Annotated in this window: 22 protein-coding genes; 13 read left to right on the top strand and 9 right to left on the bottom strand. The window is 28.5% G+C overall.

Annotated elements, in window-relative coordinates; all coding sequences use genetic code 11:
- The first annotated feature begins 6 nt into the window (after positions 1–6).
- The 9 genes from OW730_RS22615 to OW730_RS22575 all read left to right on the top strand — a co-directional run bounded on the left by OW730_RS22615 (position 7) and on the right by OW730_RS22575 (position 13,009).
- The gene (locus OW730_RS22615; protein WP_271226315.1) at positions 7–1,776 is read left to right on the top strand and encodes a choline/carnitine O-acyltransferase; all 1,770 of its coding nucleotides are present in this window, start codon (positions 7–9) and stop codon (positions 1,774–1,776) included.
- A gap of 45 nt (positions 1,777–1,821) precedes the next feature.
- The gene (locus tag OW730_RS22610; RefSeq protein WP_271226314.1) at positions 1,822–3,402 is read left to right on the top strand and encodes a BCCT family transporter; all 1,581 of its coding nucleotides are present in this window, start codon (positions 1,822–1,824) and stop codon (positions 3,400–3,402) included.
- A 112-nt stretch (positions 3,403–3,514) separates the two neighbouring features.
- Entirely contained in the window at positions 3,515–4,366 is an 852-nt protein-coding gene (locus tag OW730_RS22605) for a patatin-like phospholipase family protein (RefSeq protein ID WP_271226313.1), read from the top strand.
- A gap of 183 nt (positions 4,367–4,549) precedes the next feature.
- Complete coding sequence (locus OW730_RS22600) at positions 4,550–5,098, top strand: fasciclin domain-containing protein (RefSeq protein WP_271226312.1); 549 nt, start codon at positions 4,550–4,552, stop codon at positions 5,096–5,098.
- Between the two features lie 201 nt (positions 5,099–5,299).
- The gene (locus tag OW730_RS22595) at positions 5,300–6,550 is read left to right on the top strand and encodes an erythromycin esterase family protein (protein ID WP_271226311.1); all 1,251 of its coding nucleotides are present in this window, start codon (positions 5,300–5,302) and stop codon (positions 6,548–6,550) included.
- A gap of 552 nt (positions 6,551–7,102) precedes the next feature.
- Positions 7,103–7,636: a shikimate kinase gene (locus tag OW730_RS22590; RefSeq protein ID WP_271226310.1), complete on the top strand. Its 534-nt coding sequence runs from the start codon at positions 7,103–7,105 to the stop codon at positions 7,634–7,636.
- Between the two features lie 96 nt (positions 7,637–7,732).
- Positions 7,733–8,650, top strand: a complete 918-nt coding sequence (locus tag OW730_RS22585) for a radical SAM protein (RefSeq protein WP_271226309.1) — start codon at positions 7,733–7,735, stop codon at positions 8,648–8,650.
- A gap of 63 nt (positions 8,651–8,713) precedes the next feature.
- Positions 8,714–10,519 carry a GTPase HflX gene (gene hflX / locus OW730_RS22580; RefSeq protein ID WP_271226308.1) on the top strand — a complete coding sequence of 602 codons (1,806 nt, stop codon included), beginning with the start codon at positions 8,714–8,716 and terminating at the stop codon, positions 10,517–10,519.
- Positions 10,520–10,939: 420 nt separating this feature from the next.
- Positions 10,940–13,009 (top strand): putative zinc-binding metallopeptidase, encoded by a 2,070-nt coding sequence (locus OW730_RS22575; protein WP_271226307.1) that lies wholly within the window; start codon positions 10,940–10,942, stop codon positions 13,007–13,009.
- A gap of 276 nt (positions 13,010–13,285) precedes the next feature.
- Here OW730_RS22575 and OW730_RS22570 read toward each other — a convergent pair whose 3' ends face one another.
- Both OW730_RS22570 and OW730_RS22565 read right to left on the bottom strand, forming a co-directional pair.
- The gene (locus OW730_RS22570; RefSeq protein ID WP_271226306.1) at positions 13,286–13,414 is read right to left on the bottom strand and encodes a hypothetical protein; all 129 of its coding nucleotides are present in this window, start codon (positions 13,412–13,414) and stop codon (positions 13,286–13,288) included.
- 175 nt (positions 13,415–13,589) lie between these two features.
- On the bottom strand, positions 13,590–13,787 hold the full coding sequence (locus tag OW730_RS22565; protein ID WP_271226305.1) for a hypothetical protein: 198 nt from the start codon (positions 13,785–13,787) through the stop codon (positions 13,590–13,592).
- Between the two features lie 247 nt (positions 13,788–14,034).
- On the opposite strand from OW730_RS22565, the gene OW730_RS22560 reads away from it, so the two are divergent.
- Entirely contained in the window at positions 14,035–14,565 is a 531-nt protein-coding gene (locus OW730_RS22560; protein ID WP_271226304.1) for a DUF402 domain-containing protein, read from the top strand.
- Between the two features lie 81 nt (positions 14,566–14,646).
- The gene (locus OW730_RS22555) at positions 14,647–15,183 is read left to right on the top strand and encodes an AAA family ATPase (protein ID WP_271226303.1); all 537 of its coding nucleotides are present in this window, start codon (positions 14,647–14,649) and stop codon (positions 15,181–15,183) included.
- 80 nt (positions 15,184–15,263) lie between these two features.
- Here OW730_RS22555 and OW730_RS22550 read toward each other — a convergent pair whose 3' ends face one another.
- The 6 genes from OW730_RS22550 to OW730_RS22525 all read right to left on the bottom strand — a co-directional run bounded on the left by OW730_RS22550 (position 15,264) and on the right by OW730_RS22525 (position 19,354).
- Positions 15,264–15,464 carry a hypothetical protein gene (locus OW730_RS22550; RefSeq protein WP_271226302.1) on the bottom strand — a complete coding sequence of 67 codons (201 nt, stop codon included), beginning with the start codon at positions 15,462–15,464 and terminating at the stop codon, positions 15,264–15,266.
- A 25-nt stretch (positions 15,465–15,489) separates the two neighbouring features.
- Positions 15,490–15,705, bottom strand: a complete 216-nt coding sequence (locus OW730_RS22545; protein ID WP_271226301.1) for a hypothetical protein — start codon at positions 15,703–15,705, stop codon at positions 15,490–15,492.
- Positions 15,706–15,760: 55 nt separating this feature from the next.
- Entirely contained in the window at positions 15,761–16,471 is a 711-nt protein-coding gene (locus OW730_RS22540) for an ABC transporter permease (protein ID WP_271226300.1), read from the bottom strand.
- Positions 16,471–17,322: an ABC transporter ATP-binding protein gene (locus OW730_RS22535; protein WP_271226299.1), complete on the bottom strand. Its 852-nt coding sequence runs from the start codon at positions 17,320–17,322 to the stop codon at positions 16,471–16,473. The genes OW730_RS22540 and OW730_RS22535 overlap by 1 nt, the downstream gene beginning before the upstream one ends.
- A gap of 198 nt (positions 17,323–17,520) precedes the next feature.
- Complete coding sequence (locus tag OW730_RS22530) at positions 17,521–18,642, bottom strand: LytTR family transcriptional regulator DNA-binding domain-containing protein (RefSeq protein ID WP_271226298.1); 1,122 nt, start codon at positions 18,640–18,642, stop codon at positions 17,521–17,523.
- A 1-nt stretch (position 18,643) separates the two neighbouring features.
- Complete coding sequence (locus OW730_RS22525; RefSeq protein ID WP_271226297.1) at positions 18,644–19,354, bottom strand: ABC transporter permease; 711 nt, start codon at positions 19,352–19,354, stop codon at positions 18,644–18,646.
- Positions 19,355–19,689: 335 nt separating this feature from the next.
- Between OW730_RS22525 and OW730_RS22520 the strand changes: the two genes are divergently transcribed.
- On the top strand, positions 19,690–21,237 hold the full coding sequence (locus OW730_RS22520; protein WP_271226296.1) for a P-loop ATPase, Sll1717 family: 1,548 nt from the start codon (positions 19,690–19,692) through the stop codon (positions 21,235–21,237).
- Positions 21,238–21,682: 445 nt separating this feature from the next.
- Positions 21,683–23,008, top strand: coding sequence for a helix-turn-helix domain-containing protein (locus OW730_RS22515; RefSeq protein ID WP_271226295.1), 1,326 nt, complete (start codon positions 21,683–21,685; stop codon positions 23,006–23,008).
- Positions 23,009–23,457: 449 nt separating this feature from the next.
- On the opposite strand, the gene OW730_RS22510 is transcribed toward OW730_RS22515, so the two are convergent.
- On the bottom strand, positions 23,458–25,461 hold the full coding sequence (locus tag OW730_RS22510) for a methyl-accepting chemotaxis protein (protein WP_271226294.1): 2,004 nt from the start codon (positions 25,459–25,461) through the stop codon (positions 23,458–23,460).
- Between the last annotated feature and the right edge of the window lie 137 nt (positions 25,462–25,598).

Raw genomic sequence — 25,598 nt, 5'->3', positions numbered from 1 at the left:
AGAAAAATGAAAGATTTTATAAAATATAATGTTCCAATTAAAAACGTTGATAATTTACCACAGTATCCAATACCTGCATTAAAAGATACATTAGAAAGATTTCTAGAGTGGGTTGAAACTCTTGTTTCTTCAGAGGAACTTGAAGAAGCTAAAAAAGCTGTAGATAGATTTTTAAGTACAGAACATTCTAAGAAATTAGAAGAGAAGATAAAAGAACTAGGGAATAGAGAAGAGGATAGTTGGATTTTTGATTATTGGGTTAAATCTCACTTATTAGTAAGGGCACCACTTACACCTCATACTAATGTTCCAATTATATATGAAAACAAGAAACTATTACAATTCGAAGTTCTTGAAAGAATAGCAATTCTTATGAACGCTACTGCATCAGTGTATAAAGATTTTAAAGAAAATGGTACTGGTGAGTACTGGATAAAGAATAAAAACTATTCATCTGATGAGTTTCATGGATTGCTGGCATCTATAAATCATATTAAAGCAGAAATGGATGAATATTATATCAACGATGAGTGTTCTCAGTTTATTGTATTTACTTATAAGAATCATTTATATAATGTTCAAGTAATAAGGGATGGAGATGTGGTTTCAGTAGGTGAAATACTAAATACTCTTAAAAATATTGTATCTAGTACACTTGAACCCCTTGTACCAAATGCTAATTATGTAACTATTGGTGTAGATAGAGATGCAGCAGGAAAAGTACTTGAAAAGATTCTTGAAAACAACAGCAATAATACGGCATATGAACAAGTTAAAGATGCTATTATGGTTATGAATTATGATGATATTGAGGTTAATGGTGTATATGAAGAACTGGACAATGCTTCTTGTAATAGAGAGTATGTTAACCGATGGCATGGAAAAGGAATGCAATTTTCTTGTACAAAGAATGGTATTTTCTCATTTATTGCAGATCACTCTTTTGTAGATGGTGGAACGGAAATATATTTCATTAATAAACTTAAGAGTTATATTGAAGAAAATACATTTTCATTTGAAGAATTAACTACAAGAACTATAGCTGAAGAGATAATTTTTGATCTTTCAGATGATATTAAAAAAGTCCTACTAGATTTAAAGGAAGAATTTGACCAGTGTATGGATAGTTTTCAAACTAGGTATGTTAATTTTGACGGATTAACTAGGGAGAGACTAAAAGAAAAAGGAATTCTTTCAGGTGATGGATTTATTCATCTTGCATTTCAAGCAGCACAATATATGACCTATAACCGTATTAATAACACGTATATATCAGTTGATGCTAGAAGGTATTTTAGAGGAAGAACAGAAGTTAATAGACCTGTTTCAAAAGAGAGTGTTCATTTTGTTAAAGAGTTTTTGAAAAAAGAAAAGTCATCAGAAGAACTTTGTGAGCTTATGAAAGCTGCATTGGATGAACACCATAGACGTGTTAAGTTATGTCAGTCAGGTAATGGTGTTAATAGATACTTATATGTACTAGAATCTGTATTCAATGACTATGGTAAAGAAATGGGAATACATGAAAAACCAGAGTTATTTAATACAAAGGCATTTAAGGCTATTGCAAGCAATCATTTATCTACAACTTCATTTGGTCATCCAGATATGAAATATCTTTATTTCCCTCCTGTTCAGGAGCATGGATTTGGTATTTATTACTTTGTAGGAGTAGAGTCATTTATGATTATTACAGCCTTTGAAGAAGATGTAGAGGCATTGGAGAACTTCATAGATAATCTTCAAGAGTGCATTAAAGGAATGTTGGAATTATAGATATGGTCATTAACGGAAGAAAACTTATTATGAGGAGGAATAATAATGGAAACTAATCAAAAAGTAAAAATAGATAAAATTGTCTTTTTCGGTGCTATAATAGCTTTATTAGCCATCTCAATACCTATCATTATATTTCCAGAAGCAAGTGGAAATATGCTTAATACAGTTAATAATTTTATTATAACTAAATTAGGAAGTTTCTTTATCTTATTTGGATTGTTCTGTTTAATATTTTGTTTATGGATATCTTTTGGTAGATATGGAAAGATAAGATTGGGAGAAGATGGAGAAAAACCTGAATTCAGCAGTTTTTCTTGGGCTGCAATGCTGTTTTGTGCAGGAGTAGGAGCAGGAGTTGTATATTGGGGCGTTATTGAATGGGTTTATTACTATCAAGCTCCGCCTTTAGGAGTTGAAGCTGGTACATGGCAGGCAGCTGAGATGGCAGCGGCATATGGGTTATTCCACTGGGGACCTATGGCTTGGGCTATTTACTCAGTAACAAGTTGTGCTGTAGGATATATCATTTTTGTTAAAAAAGGTAATGTTTTAAAGTTAAGTGAAGCTTGTAGAGGGTTACTTGGTAATAAGGTTGACGGTATTATTGGTAAGATAATTGATATTTCATTCATTTTTGGAATTGTTGGTGGTGTTGCTACAAGTTTAGGACTTGGTTCACCATTAGTAACAGCAGGTCTTTCAAGAGTATTTGGACTTAAGGAAACACCAGCTCTTCAAATAAGCATATTATTTCTTGTAACACTTATTTTTGGATTTAGTGCTTATTCAGGATTAAAAAAGGGTATAAAAGTTCTTAGTGATTTTAATGTTGTTATGGCAATTGGTATTGTTTTATTTGTTTTCTTAGTTGGAAATTCTATATTTATCATTGAAATGGGTACAACTGCTATAGGGGTTGTAGCTGCTAATTTCTTTAGAATGAGCACTTGGCTTGATCCAGCAGGTAAGTCAGGATTCCCACAAGGATGGACAGTTTTCTACTGGGCATGGTGGGCTGCATATGCGCCATTCTTAGGTATGTTTATTGCTCGTATTTCAAAAGGAAGAACTATCAAACAAATGGTAATGGGATCTTTAATCTATGGATCAGCTGGATGTGTTCTTTTCTTTGCAGTATTAGGTAACTATGGATTAGATCTTCAACTTTCGGGAAAAATGGATGTTGTAGCTGCCCTTACTGAATTAGGTGGGCCTCAAACTATTATTTCAATATTAGAGACTTTGCCTTTAGGTAAGTTAATTATATTCTTGGTAGTAGTTCTTAGTGTTACATTTATGGCAACATCTTATGATTCAGCTTCTTATATTCTTGCAGCAAATTCTCAAACACATTTAGGAGAAGATGGAGAACCTAAAAGATGGCTTAGATTAGTATGGGCATTTAGCTTAGCCCTTATACCAGTTGGATTCATACTCCTTGGAAGTCCATTAAAAACGCTGCAGACAGCATCACTTGTTTTTGGTATACCAGTTTGTATTATCGTTATAATGACGGGATTCTCCTTTGTTAAAATGGTAAAAGCAGATATTAAAGATAAAAAATTAAAACAAAAAGTAGTAATTGATGAATTTAAAGATATACTGGAAACTATAGAAATATAAATTTAAATATAACTCACCTTTCTAAAATTTTAGAAGGGTGAGTTTTTATTTGGAATCAAAGAATTCTTATGATAGAATATACTGGAAATAAGTTATGAAAGAAGGGAACTTTATGAATGGTAAAATAGGATTAGTAATTGAAGGTGGAGGATTAAGAGGATTGTACGCCTCAGGGGTACTTGACTATTTTATTGATGAAAATATATACTTTCCTTATGTTATAGGAGTTTCCATGGGAGCTTGCAATGGAGCTTCATATATAGCAAAACAAAGAGGGAGAACTAAAAAAGTTACCTTGGATTATTTAAATGATAAAAGATATTTAAGTTATAGAAGACTATTAACATCGGGAAATTTATTCGGTATGGATTTTATTTTTGATGAAATACCAAATAAATTACTTCCTTTTGATTATGAAACTTATAAGAAATCTGAACAGGAATTTGTAATAGTAACCACAGATTGTGAGACAGGAAAACCAGTGTATTATAATAAAGAACATTGTGATGATATAAATAAAATCCTAAAAGCTTCATGCAGTTTACCTTTCGTATCTAATATAATTGAACATGAAGGAAGAAAATTATTAGATGGTGGAGTTACAGATTCAATTCCTGTAAGAAAAGCTCTAGAAGATGGAAATGAGAAACTAGTAATAATTTTGACTAGAGATGAAGGATATGTAAAGAAGCCCCTTAAGGGAAGAAGACTTGCGGAAAAGATATACAAGAAGTATCCTAAACTTGTGAAGGCAATTTTAAATAGACACATAACTTATAATGAAACGATAAATTATATTAAAGAATTAGAAAGTCAAGGTAAAGCATTTGTTATCAGACCAAGTGAATCCCTTAACATAGGTAGAGCAGAAAGAAATAAGGAAAAATTAGAAAAGTATTATGAATTAGGGTATAAACAAGGAGAAATGTTAGGAGATAAGTTAAAAGCATTTATAAATGAATAAATATAAATTCCACTGACAATTAAATTAATACAAGTTAGAGCATGGCAATAACAATATTTTGCCATGCTTTTTGTGTGATTTATGCGTTAATAAAAAATAATAAATATCGTAGAAGTCATATGGGTATATTAAGAGTGAATAAAAACAAGTAGTAGTAAAATACATAGGAGAAGGAGTTTTAATATGAAAAAGAAGACTAAAGTTGTTATAACATTAGTTATAGTAGCAGCATTATTTCAGGTGATTTTATTAAATTGTTTTGCTCATTCCGAAGTTGTAACTTTATTAAAGAATGATGTAGAAAGTGTCTCTAAGGACACAGGAGATATAGTAGACATAGCTTCAAATGATGATAGGTTCGAAACTTTAGTAACTGCGTTAAAAGCCGCCGAGTTAGTTGATACCCTTAAAGGTGATGGACCATTTACAGTATTTTCACCTACAGATGATGCATTTGCCAAACTTGAAGCAGGGAAAATTGAAGAACTTCTAAAACCAGAAAATAAAGAGTGTCTTGCAAATATACTAAAATATCATGTTATTCCAGGTAAAATTACTGCTGAACAGGTGGTAAAATTAGATGGTAAGGAAGTAGAAATGGCAAATGGTAGCAAGGCTAAAATAAGGGTTAAGAATAATGAAGTATATATTAATGATGCTAAAGTTGTAATCACTGATATTATAGCGAAAAACGGAGTAATACATGTAATAGATGCTGTAATTATGCCATAGAGAGAAACATAAAATAAATGATATTAAGCAAACCTCACCTTTCACAAATATGTGAAGGGTGAGGTTTTTTATTATATAAAAAATCATTATTTATATATATTAATGTTGCAAAGATTATACTTCAATTGAATTTGCTGAAGAAATATATTACAATATTACAAAACAATGTTATTGAATTATATTAGGAAAAGAGGAAAGTATATGGGGAAAAAGGGAAAAGGGCTTTTAATCTTAAGTTTTTTATTATGTACCATGATGTTGTTTGGATGTGATAAGGAGAAATATGAAGCAATTGATACCATACATAATAATATTGGTTTCAAGTACAGTGGAGAGTTTGTTGATTTATCTCCAATTGAAGATGATCTAAAAGATAATATGATATTCTTTGTTGGAGAATCACATGGTATGAGAGAAAACTTTATAATAAAAAAAGAATTTGTTCTTTATATGAAAGAAAATAATAATTTTAAATACTTATTATCAGAAGAGTCACCAGCGGATGCTTATCTTCATAATAAATATTTAAAAACAGGTGACATTACTATAATTGATGATATGTTCAAGAATTTAGAGGGGACATTTTCATGGAATAAGGATTCTTATGAATTTCTTAAATGGATGTATGAATACAATCAAACATTACCAGAAGAAGATAGGATAACTTATGTAGGGAGTGATATAGTACATCAATTTGGAACAGGATTAAAGGTACTTCAAGAAGTATTAAATAATTATGAGGTACCAGATGAAATAAAAGCTGAAGTAGAGAAGATAAATTCCATGAAGTGCTATGATAAGTGGATAGGACACGAAAATACAGTAAAGCTTGCTGGTAATTCAAAAGCACTTCTTGAAAAAATAGAAGATAATAAAGAGGTTTACTCAAAAAAATATGGTGAAGATTTTGTTTATCTCCATGGAATTTTAAAAGGGATTGTATCTGGGATAGAAGCATATGACAATGAAAATGGAGAATTTTTTAATTTTACCCAATATAGAGACAAGGCAATGTATGAAATATTTAATATATATTTTGAACATTTACCAGAGGGTAAATATTTTGGACAATGGGGTGATGCCCATGCTTACCAGAATAGTCCTACAGAGGTAAAGTGGTTTGCTACTTATTTAAATGAAGATCAAAGATACAAAGATAAGATTATAACTGTCCAGTTATCTTATTATAATAGTAAGAGAATGGGTAAAAAAAGAGGAGGATACACTAAAGAAAAATATGATAATTTTACAAAGATCAATATATTAACAACTAAGAATTATAATGAAAAAAATAAATTATATAAGCTTAATGAGGAAGGTTCAGTATTCTCAAAAGGACTTAATTTCAAGTTTAATCCTTATTTGATTCCTACAGAAGGAGTTACAACAGATTATGTTCAGTATTTTATAAAGATTGAAGATGCAATCCCTACTGAACCATTAGAAAAATAAAACTGATTAGTTTAAGAAGTAACAATGCTAGTTAAAAAAATATATATTTACAACATAACGGTTATAATGTATAATAAAGTCATAAGTAGAATTTGGAAATTAATTCTTGAAAGGAGATCATGAAATGATTAGAATACCTGATATTAAATTAAGAGCTAGTCTGAATAATAGAATAAATGGTCTGCCGTCAGGAGTTAGTGAGTGTTAATAAATAGTTTGTAATATTATTTATTAATTTTAGATTATTTATGTTTATTTGACCGCAGATTAAAAAGCTGCGGTTTTATTAATATGTTATTAGTTAACCAGCCGCAGAGTATTCTGTGGCTTTTTATATTAATATCTTTGTGTATTTATGCACAGGCGTTATTAGTCGCAGTGATGTTTAAGCATTTGCTTTTATGCTTAATTATAACTGCGGCTTTTCTTTTTTTGAAAATTAAATTTTTATAAGTAAATAGGAGGTTAAGATGATTTTTATATAAGAAAGATTAGTGTATCAAAAGTAAGAGGATATTCAGTTATGAGGTTTTTAAATGAAAGGAGATAATTATGAGAAGAGATATTATTTTAATAGGACCAGTAGGGGTAGGGAAATCAACAGTAGGAAAATTATTATCAGATCGTCTTAATATGCCACAAGCAAGCTTAGATGATAAGAGATGGAGTATATATGAAGAGATTGGTTATGATTTTGAATACGCAGATAAGATTTATGAAGAAGAAGGATTTTTAGGGATGTATAAATACTGGAAGCCTTTTGAAGCTCATTCAGTAAAGAGAGTTTTAGAAATGTACGAAGATCATATACATGACTTTGGAGCAGGGCAATCAGTTTATGAGGATAAAAACTTATTTGAAGAAGTTAGCAATATTCTAAAACCATTTTCTAATGTTGTTTTATTATTGCCTTCACCAAATAAAGAAGAATCATTAAAGATATTATTTAAAAGGAATGAGTTTCCACATAATAATTTGTTTATTAATAATCCTTCAAATGAAAAGCTAGCTAAAATAATAGTGTATACAGATGGGAAAACGCCTGAAGAAACATGTGAGGAGATAATTAGTAAATTGAAACTATGAATATAAGTTATTACTACAAAATCTAATGATAATAGAAAAATAACAGTGAATTATACTAATTCTATTTTGAGAAAACATTATATTGAGGTGAGACATATGGGAAATTTAAAAGAAGCATTATTGTATTTGCATGATGAATGTAATTACTCTTGTGAATACTGTATGCTAGGTGGAAAGTTTGAAAAGAGAAAAAGTTTGGCAAGCTCTACTGATGGATTTAATAAGATTGTTGAATTTTTTAATAAACATAAAGGATGTCATATATTTTTAACTGGTGGAGAACCAAGTGTATATGAATACTTTATTGAATTAGCTCAAGAACTAACTAAGAATAATTTTATTAGATTAGACACAAATAATTCTTTTAGTGAGGAAACATTACAAAGATTTATTAAAGAGATAAATCCAGAAAAAGTTGACTTTATTCAGTGCTCGCTTCATGAAATTGATGAAGAAGAGACTAGACTAAAAGAGTATATAGAACGTGTAAAAAGACTACAAAGTAGAGGATTTAAATGTTTTATATCATATGTAGCTCTTCCTAAAAGGGTAAATAAGATAGAAGAGTTAATCAGAATCATGAAGAAAGAAAATATTCCATTTGTAGTTACTCCTTTCAGAAGTCCAGAATATCCTAAGGGTTACTCTAAGGAAGAAAGACAAGAAATTTATAAGTTTATATATTCGGCTACTCAAAGAGCTTTATTTGAAATTGATGAAAGAAAACCAAAAGGAAAGGAATGTTCTGCTGGATATTCCAGAGTCAATATCAATTGTATAAATGGAAGCATAAAAAAATGCTGGAGAAGTAATGAGCGCATAGGAAACATTTATGAAGGAACATTAAAGCTAAATAACAGCATTGAAAGATGTAATATAGATAGTTGCACATATACTTATGAAACACATCTAGATCTTGAAGAGTTAGTATGTAAAGATCTTCATAATGTGATTTCATGTAAAGAAAAATATGATGAAAATATTTATAAGGAATACATTAAGAGGAGTTTGTAGTAATGGATTAATAGCATTAATAGGAATGAAAAATAAGAAAATTAAATTTCAACGGAGGTATTTATGATAAAAGGAAAAACAAATGGTATTAAATTTTCAGTATTAAATAAGTTAGAGGAATTAAAGGAATTAAATATAGAAAGAGGAAGTATTTTATCTCAAGAATTAGTTGAGAGAATGAATAAAATTACTAATATTATAAATAGAGAAATAAGCGTTGCTATTGATAGAAGAGGGAATATAATTGATGTTACAGTTGGAGATAGCAAAACTGTTGAATTGCCAGCTATAGATACTAAAGAGAGAAGATTAAGTGGGGTAAGAATAATTCATACTCATCCAAAAGGTAACAGTAAGCTTTCAGCATTGGATATTTCAGCGCTAATGGAATTAAAGTTAGATGCTATGGTTGCTATAGGTGTTCAAGAAATAGTTGAAGATATTACTGTGAATATTGGTTTCTGTGATGTGTACAATAAGGAGTTAACTTTTCATGAAGTTAAAAATATTAGTGTAAATGAAGCTATAGAATTTGATTTATCTGATAGGCTAAATCATATAAATAAAATATTTAAAGATATACAGGTATATGAAGAGGATATTGAAAGAGCAATCTTAGTTGGAATTGATAATGAGGAAAGCTTAGAAGAACTTGAAGGATTAGCAGAAGCATGTGGAGTTGTTACTGTTGAAAAGGTTCTGCAGAAGAAAAATAAGGTTGATTCAGCTTTTTATGCAGGAAGAGGAAAGGTTCAGGAAATAGCTTATTTAAGACAGGCAAAAAGTGCTAATGTAGTTATTTTTGATGATGAACTATCCAGTTCACAAGTGAGAAATCTTGAAGAACAAATAGGATGTAAAATAATTGATAGAACAATATTGATTCTAGATATATTTGCTAGAAGAGCTAAGAGTAGAGAGGCTAAGCTGCAAGTAGAATTAGCAATGCTTAGACATAGGTTATCTAGATTAAGAGGCTTTGGAGCAGACCTTGCAAGAATTAGAGGAGGAGTTGGAACAAAAGGGGGAGTAGGATCTAGAGGTCCAGGAGAAAAGAAACTTGAAACTGACAGAAGACATATTGCAGATAGAATAGATGATATAAAAAATGAACTGGAAAAAGTAATAGATATTAGAGCTGTTCAAAGAGAGAATAGAAATAGAGATAAAATAAGCAAAGTATCTTTAGTAGGGTATACTAATGCCGGTAAATCAACATTAAGAAATAAGCTATGTGAAATATCCTCACCAAATCATGTGAATAAAAGTGGGGTGTTTGAGGCTGATATGTTGTTTGCTACATTGGATACTACAGTAAGAGCAATAAACTTAAAAGATAATAGAAAAATTGCCTTATCTGATACAGTTGGATTTATCAGAAAACTTCCTCATGAACTAGTAGAGGCATTCAAATCTACATTAGAAGAAGTTATAGAAGCTGATTTGCTTTTACATGTTGTGGATGCATCTAATGAGGAGGCTCTAGAGCAAATCATAGCTGTAAATAATGTTTTAGATGAGCTAGATGCACTAGGTAAAAATAGTATTATTGTATTGAATAAAATTGATGTAGCAAATGAAGAAGATATTAATCTTTTAAGAGAAGAGTTGAAAGGTCAGAAAATTGTTGAGATAAGTGCAGTAAATGAAATAAATCTAGATAAATTATTGGATATGATTGGTGAAGAAATCCCAGTGAAATTCATCGAAAAAGAATTTGTTATTCCATATGATGCACAAGCTCTTGTTTCAATGCTTCATGAAAGATGCAATATTCTGTGCGAGGATTATAAAGAAGAAGGAACTTACATCAAGGCAGAAGTCTATGAGGAGATGTATAACAAGTGTAAAGAGTTCGAAGTAAAATAAACCAGTGGACAGCTGACAGTGGAGAGATTTAAAAAAATGTATAATGGATAATGTAGAATGTATAATGATGGACATTTCACGACCTGAAATTTTATCTTGTTGTTACTTGGACAAGAGGGGGTTACTCGTTTCATAAAATGAAACATTGTATTTAAAATACAATATTTTATCAAAGATAAAATGAGTAAACTAAATTTAGCTCTAAAGAACAATATAATGTAGATTCTCACGCAAGTGAGAATCATCCATCATTATCCATTATCAATTATACATTCTACATTTGTTTTATAGAGCGCAGCGTTAGCAGTGCTCTTTTTTTATTTTGAATTTTAAAATATATTTAAATAACACAAAAATACACAAAAAGTACACATCTTTCCTTTATAATCAAAATGTTAATAAAATAAGGGGGAAAGGTTAATGAAGAAGAGAATTTCAATAATCTTATTGATAGTAACAATTGGGTTTAGTTCATTTAAGAGTTATTTCCATACAAATGATAATTATAATTATAATTATAATTATAAAACACACTTAAATAGAATTTATGGGCAAAAGAGCAGAAGAAGGGTGGCTAATAAAGAAGAGCAGGGAAATGTCATAATGAATTTCAGACAATTTATCGAAAGTCTAAAAGAAAAATTAAAAACTGAAGACTATAATAAGCTAATTAGATTAAATGAAGAATTAGACAGTGCTCTTAAGGAAGATGATACTGAAAGATATCAGGAAGTAACTAGTGAAATCTTTGAGGTTATTAGTAAATATGGAGAGTATCTTTTATTTATACATCAAAAAATTCTCAATGGAGAGGTTTTAGCTGCCTTTAACATTGTTAAAGGAGATATTGTAGTAAATAATCATATTACTAATAAGAATCCATCTCAAGAAAATATTAAAAGTTATGAATTGCTTTGGGAAAGAATTAAGAACATTATACCTAAATCTTATATTGGAAAAATAACAGATTTTAATATTATAACAGATGGTAAAGCTAATGTATTAGCTAGTGTAAGTGGAATAGATTCTATAGATAAAAAATGGGAAATAAATGTTGATAAGATAGATTCAATAAGAGAAAATGGGCAATTAGACTGCAATGAATTGAATAATACTATTATCCATGAGTTTGCACATATTTTAACTTTAAATAGTTCTCAAATTGAAGGCTTTATAAACCCTAACAGTGATAATTATCAGACTGGTACATCTACTACAAAACAAAATTCTTATTTAAACAAGTTTTATCAAAGATTTTGGAAGAATATTTATGATGAATGGAAGGAAACAAATGAAACAGGTGATTTAGAGGAAAAAGAAAATTTCTATAAAAAGTATAAAAATCAATTTGTTTCAGAATATGCATCAACAAATATTGAAGAAGATATAGCAGAGACTTTTACTCAATTCGTTACTCAGGACAAGCCAAAAGGAAAGAGTATAAAAGAGAAGAAGATTTTGTTTTTCTATAAATATAGAGAAACAATAGAATTAAGAGAAGAAATTAGAGCTAATTTGAAAAAACTATCTAAACATCAAAATAAAGAAGAGGTTATAAATGATTTAGGCGAGTTTATTGAAAGTATAGTAGAGAAATTGAAGTTTAAAGATTTTATGAAGTTAATGGAAAGCTACAAAGAAATGAAATCAGCAGAAGAAAATCAAGACTATGATAAGGTGAATGGTGTATATATAATAATAAATGAAATACTCGAGAAATATGATTATAATCTTGATGAGGTTTTGGAGAGTATTCAAGAACAAAGATATTTAGCATCATTTAATATTATTAATGGTGAGCTTTCAATTAATGAAGAGATGATTAGTAAAGAGTATTCAAAGGAAAATTTAAGAAGGTACCAGTTATTGTGGGAAAGAGTTAAGAATATTATTCCTAAATCACATATAGAAAGGATTATTAAATTTTCTATAGATACAGATGGTCAAAACAATGTAATGGCTTATGTAAATGAAGAGGATACAACTTCTGAAGATTGGAGGCTGACAATAGATAAAATAGATGCAATTAAAGAAGATGACCAGTTAAATAATGAGGAATTAAATAATACGATTGTTCATGAGTTTGGTCATATATTGACTTTAAACAATACTCAAGTTGAAGAAGGAATAATTGAAGATAGCATAAACTATTGTACAGAGACAGCTACTACTAAGGATAATTCATATCTAAATAAGTTTTATTATAAGTTTTGGAAAGGCATTAATGAAGAGTGGATTAAAGCACAGGAATCAGAAGAAGCAAAGAGAGTGTTTTATGAAAACAATATAGAACATTTCGTTACAGAATATGCATCTACTAATATTCTTGAAGATATAGCTGAGAGTTTTACTGCTTTTGTTTTACAAGATAAGCCTAAAGGAAAGAATATTAGTGAAAAGAAGATTTTATTCTTTTATGATTTTAAAGAAACCATTAAAATGAGAAATGAGATAAGAGAAAATCTTAAAAAGATGGAAAGCTTGAAATAAATGTATAATGGATAATGTAGAATGGACAATGATTGACATTTCACTCTGTGAAATTTTAATCTTGTTGTTACTTGGACAAAAGGGTTTTCTCGTTTCATAAAATGAAACATTGTATTTAAAATACAAGATTTTATCTATGATAAAATGAGTAAAACTATATTGTTTCTAATGAACAATATAAATATAGGTTCTGACCTAAGTCAGAACCATCCTTCATTATACATTATCCATTATCAATTATACATTTGTTTTATAGAGCGCAGCGTAATCTGCGCTCTATTTCTTATGTTGTTTTTTATCTTCTTGTTGTTCTTTTTTATGATGGTGAATGTTATGTTCATTATCTTCCATATGTTTTCCCATAGCATGTCTTTGAGTATTTGTTTCATGTTTAATTTTTGGCATTTTATTCCCTCCATATTTTTAATATATTATTCTTTATTAGTTTCTACAAGTTTAATAATTTAATGCCAAAATAAAAGTTTTTATTGAAAAAAGATAATACTCCATAACGTAGATGAACACTTTTATCACGTTATGGAGTATAAATTATCAACTTGATATTTCATTTTAAAACATCCTATAAAATTCTTTTACTTAATTTTTTAGTTTTAGTCATTTTAAAAATCAACATAATTATAACTAATGCAAACATTACTGGCACAAGTAAGAAAGAAACTGCTCCTTCTGTAATGTATTTATCATATGCATATCTTGAGAAAATTATGGCGAAAATTAACTCACCAAGGATTAAAAGTTTATAAGATTTTGTAGACATATAAATCACTCCTTCGTATTGTTTTGTTTTCCTGTTCGGCTATAACAAAACTTTAACATTAATAAGACATAATCGCCATAAAATAGGTATGAAAAGAGGATATTTTGCATGAATGGAGGGGGATTTTGAGTGAATGAGTCGTTAAAAATGTATAATCAAACGTCTAAATCACTCTTATTAAAATATTTATTGGTAAAATTATCTATAATAAATTATAATAAGAGGGATTGAATATAGGGGGGATATTTTGAAAAGGAAATTTATAAACGGTTTAAACTGGGATTTTTTAGACGTGTATTCATGTAAATGTATTCATATAGATGACATATTTAAGGGATATATTTCATTGATTAAGATTAATAAGGTGAAACAAAAAATTACAGTTGATTATGAGCAATCTGATTTGTGTTTATTGGATGACGGTTATAAATGTTTAATGTTTTTACCTGATGATGAAAAGTGGTGTGTTAGTGCAGTGTATGATACATCAGATAAAATAGTTGAATGGTATTTTGATATAACAAAAGAAAATTCAATTGATGAACATGGGAATCCTTTTTATGATGATTTGTATTTGGATATTGCTGTGTCACCAGAATTTAAAATAGCTATCCTTGATGAAGATGAATTAAAAGAAGCTTTAGAATCAGGAATAATAACAAAGGGCGATTATGATATGGCTTATAATACTTGTAATAAGATAATTAAAGATATAATTCCCAATAAGGATTTTTTAATATCTTTTTTCAATAAATACTTGATCAATTTGGAAAATTAAAGATTGCCTTACCAAAGGCAAATAAACAATATTATATAGGTAATAGAATATATTTTAATCATTAGTGGGGGGAAAATAATTATGATAATAATGGTAAATGGTGCATTTGGTGTTGGAAAGACGTCAGTGGCAAATTGTTTAGTAAAAAATATCAAAAACAGTATGCTCTACGACCCTGAAGAAGTAGGGTTTCTACTAAGAAATATTATTCCAAGAGAGATTATGCTTGATGAAGAAAAAACAGATGATTTTCAGGATCTGAATTTATGGAAAAAGACAGTTGTAATGATGGCGAGAGAAATTAAGAAACAGTATAATAGGCACTTAATCGTTCCTATGACAATAAGAGACGTTGAATATTTTAAATATATTTATGAGGGACTTAAAGAAATTGATGATGATATACACCACTTCTGCTTGACAGCACCACTGGATAAGATACATTCAAGATTAAAGGAAAGAGGTGACAAACCAGGTAGTTGGTCATATAAGAAAACAGAAGAATGTCTTGAAACCTATAAAAATTATGATTTTAGTGAATATATAGATACTGAAAAGGTGAGTATAGAAGAAGTAACAAAAATTATTATAGATAAAGTAAATAACAAATTACTTTGATTTAATTAAATACTAATAAACATAAAGGGAACCATGGGGTTCCCTTTTAATACTATCAACAATAACGAGTTAAAGTATAATTAAATTAATTTCTTTTTCTTTATATTTTTGATGGTCATATAAACGCAAAATGGAATTCCTACGATCATTAAGACACCAGACATACGAGTTAAGAAATCACCTGTGTAACTACCTAAAATATTATAATGCTTACATATGATATTGAAAAGTTGAATAAGCAAGCCAATGGGCAAAAATGCACATAATAACTTATTTATCATAGTAAAACCTCCTTAACACACCTAATTATTTATTAAAACATCTTTTATAAAAATTCATTTTAAAGTTCTTAAATTTTGAAATATCATGATTAATGGAATAAGCTCCAATTAGCTCAAGTGCTATACTAATTCCTAAACCTAGTCCGTAAATAAATTCTGGTAATCCTATTAAATGTTTTAAAAGCAGAGTTATTGCATAAATTAGCAAACCGGTAGTTATATATTTATTTGTTTTTTTCATTTGACTTACCTCCAAATATCTTAATATAGTTTATTTAACATTAATCGTCCTTTAATTATTGTATCTTCTTTTTTCTATAGATAACTATGAAGAGTATTAGTCCAAATACTATCCATAGAACTAAATACAGAATACTTAAAAAGATTGAATTTGCATTGTTTGAAAGCATTTCAGGCATTAGTATGCTTATTATATTATGATGTGGCAAAACACTAGTAATTTTTTTAATCAATACATTACCACTTTCTATAAAGAATATAGGTATTAAGTAAAGAAATACAATAGGAAGTGACAAGACGCTTGAAGCTTTTTCACTTGGAGCTAACATACCTATTGTAATCCCGAAAAGTATAGAACCATAACCTGCAAGAGACACAACAATTATAAACATGAGTATATTTAAATCACTTGGATTCAATATTAACAAGTTACCAAATGAACTTAATAATATTAAAATATATGTTAATAATGTTTTTCCAAGGAATATTTCCAGTTCGCTTAATGGAGATAGCATTAACACTCTTAAGGTATGCTTTTCTTTCTCCTCTGAAAAAGTACCAGCAGAAAAAATTATTCCTATCATTGAAACACTCATTATAGTTGTAAAGACTAATGAATATTTTAATAGAGTATTAGAGAAGATCATTTTATATATAAATGCTAAGAACATTGGTAATAAACATATCACCAGATAGTTTATATTGCTTCTAAAATCCTGTAATTCCTTTATAAAAATTGCATTAAATCTTTTAAATGAAAATGTCATTATAAATCCCTCCCCGTTACTTTAAGAAAAACTTCGCCAAGTGTTGGCTCACATGAATGAATAGATGTAATTTCTTTTGCTTTAATTAAAGATAGAATTTTTTCACCACCTGATTCATCCAAATTAACATAGTGTACATCCATATTTTTAGTTAGCAGCTTAACAGTGGAATCTGTGTATTTCAATTTTATCTTAGTAGGAGTATCAACTAGTGATAGTTTACCATCTACTAGAAAGCCTATTCTATCACAAAGAAAATCCGCTTCTTCCATGTTATGAGTTGTTAAAAAGATGGTTGTACCATTATCGTTTAATTTCTTCAATATACTATGGATATATGAGGCATTAACTGGATCAAGTCCTGAAGTAGGCTCGTCTAAAAATAATATTTCTGGTTCATGTAAGAAAACTCTTGCTAGTCTTACTCTTTGTTTCATTCCTTTTGAAAGATTCTTCACAAGTTTTTTCTTATCATCTAACAATCCAACACAATCAAGAATTTCATCAATCTTACTGTATGGAACATCATAAATGCTGCAGAATAATTTAAGGTTGTTATATATACTTAATCGTTCATAAAGTCCGCAGTTATCTGTTAATACTCCAATATTAGAAAGAAACTCTTTATTGTTATTTCTAGGATTACCATTTAGAACTGATACTTCTCCTTCACTTTCAACAAGTTGACCTGTGAATATTTTTATCATTGTAGTTTTTCCAGCTCCACTAGGTCCTAACAGCCCAAAAATTTCACCTTTATTTACTGATAAGGAAACTTTATTTAAGGCAAGTTGTGAACCATAGATTTTTGTTAAGTTATTAATAGTAATAACATTTTTAGTTTTTTTCATTTTCTTCACTCCCTCCACATGGCATTCATTACCATGAGTTGCTTACAAGAAAACTTTAACATTAATAACAAAGTCATTCTATAAAATTGGTATAAAAAGAGGATATTCTGCATGAATGGAGGGAAAAGTTGAGTGAATGAATCCAAAATAAAAAGCTTGAAAACCATTCAAAATAAAGGGTTTTACAAGCTTTCTTAATTATATTCCTAGAATTGTTTTTAATTCTTCAATACGACCTTTTGAGAGAGGTATCTCACTTTTATTTTTATCATTAAGGATTAATGAATAACTATTCTTTGACCAAGCAATTAGTTCTTTTATGTTTTGAAGGTTTACAATATATGATCTGTGACATCTAAAGAATCCAAAGGCTTTTAATTTTGATTCAAGTTGAGTTAAAGTAAGTGAACATTGGAATTCACCTTCAACAGTATGAAGAACAGATGCTCTATCTTTACTCTCGCAATAAATAATGTCAGTTGGATTAAATAGAATAATTTTATCTTCTACCTTTGCAGGAACTTTATTGAATTTTAGAGAGATATTCATGCTTTTATCATCATTCTCATTTGATATATCATTCTGTTCATCAGATTTTTTATCTATATCAGGATTCTCAGGTTCTTGATCATTTTCATTAGAAGCATCAATAGTATCTTCAGTACTTTCTTCAGTACTTTCTTCTGGAAAACTTACTGGAAGAATTTTTCCTTCCTCATAAATATAAACTGAGTCAGTTGTTAAGAAGCAACTATCTATATCCTTAGATAAAATTAATATACCTGTTCCTTTAGAATTGGCTTCTAAGATAAGCTTTTTTATAAGAATTCTACTTTCTAAATCAACGTTATCAAATGGGTTTTGAATAATTGCAAAATCAGGTGTATGTAAAAATACTCTCATTATGGACAATCTTCTTTGTTGGCTAGAAGATAACTTATTGATTTTAATGTTTCTAAGAGAATCAAAACCGTTACTATTAAGCATATAGTCAATATCAATATCTGAATCATAAAGTTTTTTGAAATATGATAGATATTGAAAAGGGGTAAGTCGTGCATATAAACCATCAGTGAGGGTATAGAGTCCGATTCTGTTCAAAATATTTTTATTAAAGTTATGATTTAATGTTCCAAGTAGTGTTATTTCACCAATAGAAAAGGAGTTCTTATTTAAAATCAAATTTATTAATTTATCACTGATATCTGAAGTGCATTTTATTGATTTAATTTCATTTTTATCGATATTAAAGTTCACTTTGTCAAATTGTTTCAGGTTTCCATTATTTATGGTTAAGTCTTTAATTTCTAGTAAATTCATATTAATATCTCCTATTCTTTTTTCTATAAATAACTATGAAGAATATTAACCCAATTGCAATCCACATAACTAAATTTAAAATATTGAAAAGTATTGAATTAGCATTCTTTGAAACTATTTCAGGTATAAGAATACTTACTATATTATGAGCTGGGAATATGCTTACAATTTTTCTGATTAGTACATTATCACTATCTGTAAAAATAACAGGTATTAAGTAAATAAATATTACAGGGAGTGATAAGATTCCGGAAGTTTTCTCATTTGGTGCTAATATACCAATTCCAATTCCAAAAAGTATACAACTAAACCCTGCAAGAGACACAACAATCAAAAATTTTGGTCCATTTATATTCCCTGGATTTAATATAAACAAGTTAGCAAAAGAGCTAATTATGATTAATATATATGATAGTAAAGCTTTTCCAAGGAATAATTCTAACTCACTTATTGGTGATAGCATAACAACTCTTAAGGTATGCTTTTCTTTCTCTTCAGAGAACGTGCCAGCTGAAAAAGTTAAACCTATCATGGATATACTCATTATAGTTGTTGTAACTAATAAAAGGTTTTGGTGAGTAGAGTAAAGCATTTTATATATAATTGACAAGAACAAAGGTATTAAACATATTACTAGATAATTTATATTGCTCTTAAAATCTTGAAACTCTTTAATTAAAACTGCATTAAATCTTTTTAATGAAAATATCATTATTAATTCCTCCCCATTATCTTAAGTGAATATTTTTTCTATTGTTGTATCACATTAGTGAATAAAGAAAATAAAACCATATTTTTCATTAATAGTTTAACATTAGAATCTATCTATTTCAATTTAATTTTATTTGGATAATCTAAAGAACTGGTATGAAAAGAGTATATTTTGCATGAATGGAGGGGAAAGTTGTGTGAATGAGCCCTTGTTGACAAATATCTTCATAATAATATATAAGGATGTATTTTAATTGTAAAATTCCGCGTTTATTAATTCTTGAATTTTACATTAATTTAATATATTATTAAAATATGGAAGTGGGAGGTGAGAAATTGGATAAGGAGGGTACTCCACATATTAAACTTAAGGATCTTTATATAGGTGAAGTAGACGGTAAAAAAGAAGCAAGTAAAAGTAATTTTTTAGATTATTTCTATAAAGGGCATCCAGTAGTGAAAAAAAGCCAAAAAAACGATATTTATTTTATTTTTGGTAGGAAAGGAACAGGAAAAACAATCTTAGGGTATTTTCTGAAGAAACAATATAGTGATAAAGATTATACTTGTAAGATAATAGATGCTCATGAATTTGAATTAAATTACCTAACAGAACTATATTCTGCAACCTTGGAGTATGACCAATATTATCTATTCTGGAAATGGAATATCCTGCTGCATATTGCTGAAACACTCATTGAAAAGCATAGGGTAAAAAAACTCATTCCTTTCTTAAAAGTAGGAAAAATACGGAAAGTGATGAAAAATAGGTACAGTACCCATAAAGGTTTTAAACGAGAAGGGTTTAGTATACAGAGAACGACTGAATTAGGAGCAACAATGAAAGGTGGGTTAATAAATAGACCCTTTGAAGGAATTTTAAACTCATCAAATAAAAGATCTGTAGATAGTTCATTTACTAAAACTAAATACTATGAAGAAATTAAGACATTTGAGAAATATATTAAGAAAGCCTTAAAGAATAATAGTAAGTTTTTAATAATTTATGATGATCTTGATGAACTTAAAATAGCAGCAGATAAAGAAGGGAATATTAATATTAGATTAATAGAAAAGATATTTAGTGCTATTAAAGATATAAATATAATGATAAATAAGTCATGTAAAAATAATGGATCTAAAGTAATGCTTCTATTTAGAAATGATCTTTTAGATATGATCAATTCACATTCACATAACTTAAATAGAATTGTATCAGATAGTCAGGCAATATTAGATTGGCATTACAACTGTGATAAAAGACCTTATGAAGAACCTCTGATGGATTTGATTCTTCATAAGATGAAGTTATCAAATGAGGAAATCAAGGAGTTGTCAACAAAAGATATTTATGATAAGTATTTTTCTAATAAGGTAGATGGAATAAGTGTTGTGAGATACCTTAAGAGGTATAGTTTTGGTAAACCACGAGATTTCATTAAATATCTTAATATTATAAAAGAACAATATCCTGATAAGGATAAGTTTGTTTCACATACTTTTAAAAAATGCGAGAGAAGGTTTTCGGAATACTTTTATAGTGAATTAATGAATGAACTCTCCATATCAGAAAATAGTGATTTTGTTAAAGAAGCACTTCTTTTAATTAGAAATTATAAAAAGTCTAGTTTTAGATATGATGATATTAATAGATATTATATGGATAATATAGAGACATATAAGAATATACGGAGTTGTAAAGAAGCAGTAAGATTTTTATATAAGAAGGGTGTCCTAGGAAATTCATGGCTATATAAAAAAAATAAACGAGGGAAAGAGATTTATCATTTCTCCTGGGCATTTAGAAATGATGCAAGTCCAGAACCTAACTATACTCAATCATTTACAGTGCACAAGGCAATACATAAAAAATTTTCTATGTAATCTATATGAGTAGAATTAAGAAAGAGAGCCATTAATTATGGCTCTCCCCTTATATTCGTAGGCACGATTAACCTAGTTTTTTTTCGTAGGCACTTTAGTCCTAATTAATATATCAAATTGTACAATTTGAACGATTTTAACTTATAGCTAAAGTCTATCCATAATAATATATGTTTAATCACTTAAAAGATGCTACTATATTGTTAAAACTTATAAAGTTTATTTATTAAAACAGGGTATAATAAGAAACCCTCCATATATTATTATATACCAAAAAAAGGAAAAAGTATAGAGTTAATGTAAAAAATTAGTAATGAAAATACTCCTTTTTAGAATTTAAAAATAATTCTTAAAATGTAAAAAAAATAACTGAGAAAACATTTACATTATTAGTTGCATATGCTAAAATTAAAGTAAATATTTACATATAAGGAGATTTGAGTTTATGGAATTTGGGATTATCACACAGGGGTATAGATTAAGGGAAATTAGAAAGAAGCTAGGGTTAAAACAAGAAGACGTAAGTGGAAATGAAATAACAAGAAATCTTGTAAGTATGATTGAGACAGATAAAGCCACGCTAACTCATAAAGCTGCTAAAGTTATACATAGTAATCTTAAAGAAGTAATAAAAAAAAGAAATATAAAATGTGATGTAAATATAGATGAGATTTTTATAACTGAAGAAGAACAAGCAGAAGAGATATTTGAAAGATATTTAAGATATATAGAAGAAGTAGATGTTCTAGCGGAAGAAAAACTGGAAAATATGTTGTTTTTATTAAATAAATATAATATGAATATTAATAAAGTATTTATGTACAAAAAACTTGCAGAAAAATTTGAAGCTTTGAATAAATTTGAAAAAGCATTAAAATATTTTAATCTTGCTAATGAATTTGCTGTAATGAGTAATGTAGAGAACGAGATACATGAAGAAATAATTTTAAGTATAACTCATTGTTGTAGGGAATTAGAATTACATGAGGAAACATTAAGAGTAATTAATAAATATTTAGTTAATATCGAAGAAAAAGATATTAGTAAATCAAATTATATTAAGATTTTATATAACAAGAGTATAACTCTTAAATTTTTAGGAAAATATGATCAAGCACTTGAAACTCTTAAAGAAATTGAACTGTCTTACTCAAAAAAGATAATTGATAATTGTATATTTATTAAAAGTGAGATGATAAAAGGGAATTGTTACAAAGAAAAAGGGTATTATTCTAAGGCGCTTTCAATTCATAAAAAAATATATAAGAAGTTAAGTAAAAGCAAAGAAAAGTCAATATATGATATTCTTGCTCTTGCAAATATATTAGAAATTGGAAGAATAATAGGTGAGGATGTAGTTGAATACATTGATGATATTATAAATAAAATAGATCAATATGAAAAATTTGATGAGTATGAGTTAGCAGGAGAAATATGCAATATAGTTGCAGAGGCTTGTGAAAATTCAAATATTAATGATGGTGAAGAACTAGCAATCGAGTATTATTACAAAGCTTTAGAATTATCAAAGGACAAGAAAAATAAAGAGGTTATTGATGTATCAGTATCAAGAATATTAGATAAGGTAATAAAAAAAGAAGATAGTTCTGAAATAAATAATATAAGAGGCGAGATCTTGGAATTATTATCTTTGAAATTAATAATGGTTAACTCAAAAGTTGTAATGACTCTTTTAGGATACTATATGAAAAAAGAAGACTTTGGAAAAGTTCAAGGAATAATTAAGTATTGTGAAGAAAGAGTTTCTTAAAAACATAATGTATAATTGATAATGTATAATGGAGAATGACTGATATTTCTCTTCGAGAAATTTTGATTATATTGGTACTTGGACAAGTTGTAGGTACTCGTTTCACTTTAAATGAAACATTGTATTTAAAATACAATATTTTATCTCAGATAAAATGAGTGAAAACTACTTTGTTTGAGGAATAAATAAGAAAAGCCTTTATTGTAGAAACCTATATAAAAAGAGATAATAGATTAAATCTATTATCTCTTTTTTTATAAATGAATATTGTTTGTCTGTTTTTAGAAATACTTTTTACTCGAAATACAATATTTTATCCTTGGATAAAATGAGTAAATCCTTGTTGTTCTAAAGAACAATAAAATGTAGGTTCTGCGCAAGCAGAACCATCCATCATTATACATTATCAATTATCCATTATACATTTGATATAAAAGTACTTTGTACTTTTATATCTTAAACTTGTTTGCAAGTTCATCCAGCTCATTTGCGAGCTTATAAAGTCCTTCACTAGAACTCGCTATTTGTTCCATAGAAGATACTTGTTCTTCTATATGAGCGGCTGCTTCTTCTGTGTTTGCAGCGTTTTCTTCAGAGATTGCAGATAAATCATTTATAATATCTAATGTTTGATTTTTTCTATCTGTAATATCTTTGATTACAGTATCAAGTTTATCAATATTATTACTAGTGTCATCTATGGCATCAGATATAAGTTTATATTTTTCTTCAGTTTTCTTTGTAGAAAATTCTTGTTTCTCAACGTTAGCAGCAACAATCTTCATTTGCTCAACAACGTTTCCAACTCTTTCTCCAAGTTCACTTACCATTAAATCTATTTCTTTTGTAGATTCAGTTGATTGCTCAGCTAACTTTCTGATTTCATCTGCTACAACTGCAAATCCTTTTCCAGCTTCTCCAGCTCTGGCAGCTTCAATAGCAGCATTTAATGCAAGAAGATTTGTTTGCTCAGCAATAGAGGCAATCATGGTACTTGCAGTTCCGATTTTAGTACTACTTTCATTTGCTGCAAGGATCACATTCATAATATCTTTAGCTGACTTTCCGCTTTCTTCAACAACAGATTTTAGGGACGCAATTTCAATTAATCCTTCATCTGCTAAAGTATTTACTTTTTCAGAGTTAGCTCTTGTTTCAATCATATGATCATTTTGTTGCTCAATAAGGTTACCTAGTTCAGTTAAAGTATCGAAGCCTGCTTGAGTACTATGTGCTTGATCAGATGCTCCTTGTGAAATAAATTGAATTGTTGAAGATACTTCTTCTGATGATTTAACTGTTTCAGAAGTCATATCAGTCATCATCCCTGAGGCTGAGTTTACTTCTTTTGAAATAGTACTAATTTTCTTTATTAAATCAGTGAAGTTTTCTTGCATGGTTAAAACCGAATTTGTTATAACTCCAATCTCATCTTTTCTTTTTATATATTTATTTATTGCACTATCATTACTAACTTGTAAATCGTAATTTGATAATTTATTTATTGTATCTGATAATCTAACTAATGGAGTGGTAAAGGATACACCAAGTAAATAAACTAGAATAGCTCCAATAATATTAATAACTATAGCAGAAATAACATTAGATCTTTTAAGAGTATTTAATCCACTTAAAACTTCATTAATAGGGGCAGTTACCCCAAGACACCATTTTGTATTTTCAATAGGCGCATATCCAACAATCTTTGTTATATCATTATATGTATAATCACCAGTACCTGCTTTCCCATTCATCATACTAACTGCGATATCTTCTAGATCTTTATTCTTTAGTTTCTTTGCATCTGAAAGCATGTTAGTTTTATTTAGCACACGTTCTATGTTTTTATCTGCTACAACCCTACCTTCGTTATTAATAGCAAAGGCATATCCAGTTTGTCCTATTGTTATGTCGGAAATAAGTTCACTAAATACACTTGCATCCTTAACAGCAAATAATACGCTAGTAACTTTTCCCATATGCTTTAGAGGAGTAGCATATACAACTACTTTTTTTCCATCTTCATGTCTGCTATCTAAAAGGTCAGAAATAACAGTTTCACCTTTTAATGCCCTCTTGAAGTATTCCCTGTCGCCAACATTTATGGAATCACCTGAATGTGGTACAGCATAACCAGTTAAATCAGCAATATACATTGCAACATGTCCACTTCTAGAAACTTCTTTTTTTAATAATGCTTTTTTCTTATTAATATCATAGTCTGGATTAGGTAATCTACTATCAGAGGCGATGGCTTCCAAAACCATCATATCACTTTTAATTCTCTCTGCAATAACCTTTGATGATTCTCCAGCAATAATTTTTAAATTACCCTGAGTTTCAGTTAACAATGTACCTGCACTACTATTGTACGAGGTATAAGCTAATCCAAAACAAGTGAGTATAAGCACAATGTTTAGAATTAGTATTAATTTTGCTTTAATGCTCTTCATAATGCAATCTCCCCTTTAAAAATTTTAAAAAAAATTATAATAATTAAAACCAGTAAAATACCTATAAATATATATATAAGTGTTATAGGTCGAAATAATAAGAAATATAACTAAATTTTAATATACATTTTATATAT

The organism is Oceanirhabdus sp. W0125-5 (assembly GCF_027938815.1).
Taxonomy (GTDB): Bacteria; Bacillota; Clostridia; order Clostridiales; family Clostridiaceae; genus Oceanirhabdus.
Note: the sequence above shows the minus strand (reverse complement) of the source record. Positions and strands in the feature narration are given on the sequence as shown.

Excerpts from the sequence above, each read along its gene's own strand:
- OW730_RS22535 (WP_271226299.1), bottom strand. The coding sequence starts at position 17,322 with ATGAAAAAAACTAAAAATGTTATTACTATTAATAACTTAACAAAAATC.
- OW730_RS22570 (WP_271226306.1), bottom strand. The coding sequence starts at position 13,414 with ATGCCAAAAATTAAACATGAAACAAATACTCAAAGACATGCTATGGGA.
- OW730_RS22540 (WP_271226300.1), bottom strand. The coding sequence starts at position 16,471 with ATGACATTTTCATTTAAAAGATTTAATGCAATTTTTATAAAGGAATTA.
- OW730_RS22545 (WP_271226301.1), bottom strand. The coding sequence starts at position 15,705 with ATGAAAAAAACAAATAAATATATAACTACCGGTTTGCTAATTTATGCA.
- OW730_RS22585 (WP_271226309.1), top strand. The coding sequence starts at position 7,733 with ATGGGAAATTTAAAAGAAGCATTATTGTATTTGCATGATGAATGTAAT.
- OW730_RS22565 (WP_271226305.1), bottom strand. The coding sequence starts at position 13,787 with ATGTCTACAAAATCTTATAAACTTTTAATCCTTGGTGAGTTAATTTTC.
- OW730_RS22610 (WP_271226314.1), top strand. The coding sequence starts at position 1,822 with ATGGAAACTAATCAAAAAGTAAAAATAGATAAAATTGTCTTTTTCGGT.
- OW730_RS22515 (WP_271226295.1), top strand. The coding sequence starts at position 21,683 with ATGGAATTTGGGATTATCACACAGGGGTATAGATTAAGGGAAATTAGA.
- OW730_RS22600 (WP_271226312.1), top strand. The coding sequence starts at position 4,550 with ATGAAAAAGAAGACTAAAGTTGTTATAACATTAGTTATAGTAGCAGCA.
- OW730_RS22550 (WP_271226302.1), bottom strand. The coding sequence starts at position 15,464 with ATGATAAATAAGTTATTATGTGCATTTTTGCCCATTGGCTTGCTTATT.
- OW730_RS22590 (WP_271226310.1), top strand. The coding sequence starts at position 7,103 with ATGAGAAGAGATATTATTTTAATAGGACCAGTAGGGGTAGGGAAATCA.
- OW730_RS22575 (WP_271226307.1), top strand. The coding sequence starts at position 10,940 with ATGAAGAAGAGAATTTCAATAATCTTATTGATAGTAACAATTGGGTTT.
- OW730_RS22595 (WP_271226311.1), top strand. The coding sequence starts at position 5,300 with ATGGGGAAAAAGGGAAAAGGGCTTTTAATCTTAAGTTTTTTATTATGT.
- OW730_RS22615 (WP_271226315.1), top strand. The coding sequence starts at position 7 with ATGAAAGATTTTATAAAATATAATGTTCCAATTAAAAACGTTGATAAT.
- OW730_RS22555 (WP_271226303.1), top strand. The coding sequence starts at position 14,647 with ATGATAATAATGGTAAATGGTGCATTTGGTGTTGGAAAGACGTCAGTG.
- OW730_RS22525 (WP_271226297.1), bottom strand. The coding sequence starts at position 19,354 with ATGATATTTTCATTAAAAAGATTTAATGCAGTTTTAATTAAAGAGTTT.
- OW730_RS22510 (WP_271226294.1), bottom strand. The coding sequence starts at position 25,461 with ATGAAGAGCATTAAAGCAAAATTAATACTAATTCTAAACATTGTGCTT.
- hflX (WP_271226308.1), top strand. The coding sequence starts at position 8,714 with ATGATAAAAGGAAAAACAAATGGTATTAAATTTTCAGTATTAAATAAG.
- OW730_RS22605 (WP_271226313.1), top strand. The coding sequence starts at position 3,515 with ATGAATGGTAAAATAGGATTAGTAATTGAAGGTGGAGGATTAAGAGGA.
- OW730_RS22530 (WP_271226298.1), bottom strand. The coding sequence starts at position 18,642 with ATGAATTTACTAGAAATTAAAGACTTAACCATAAATAATGGAAACCTG.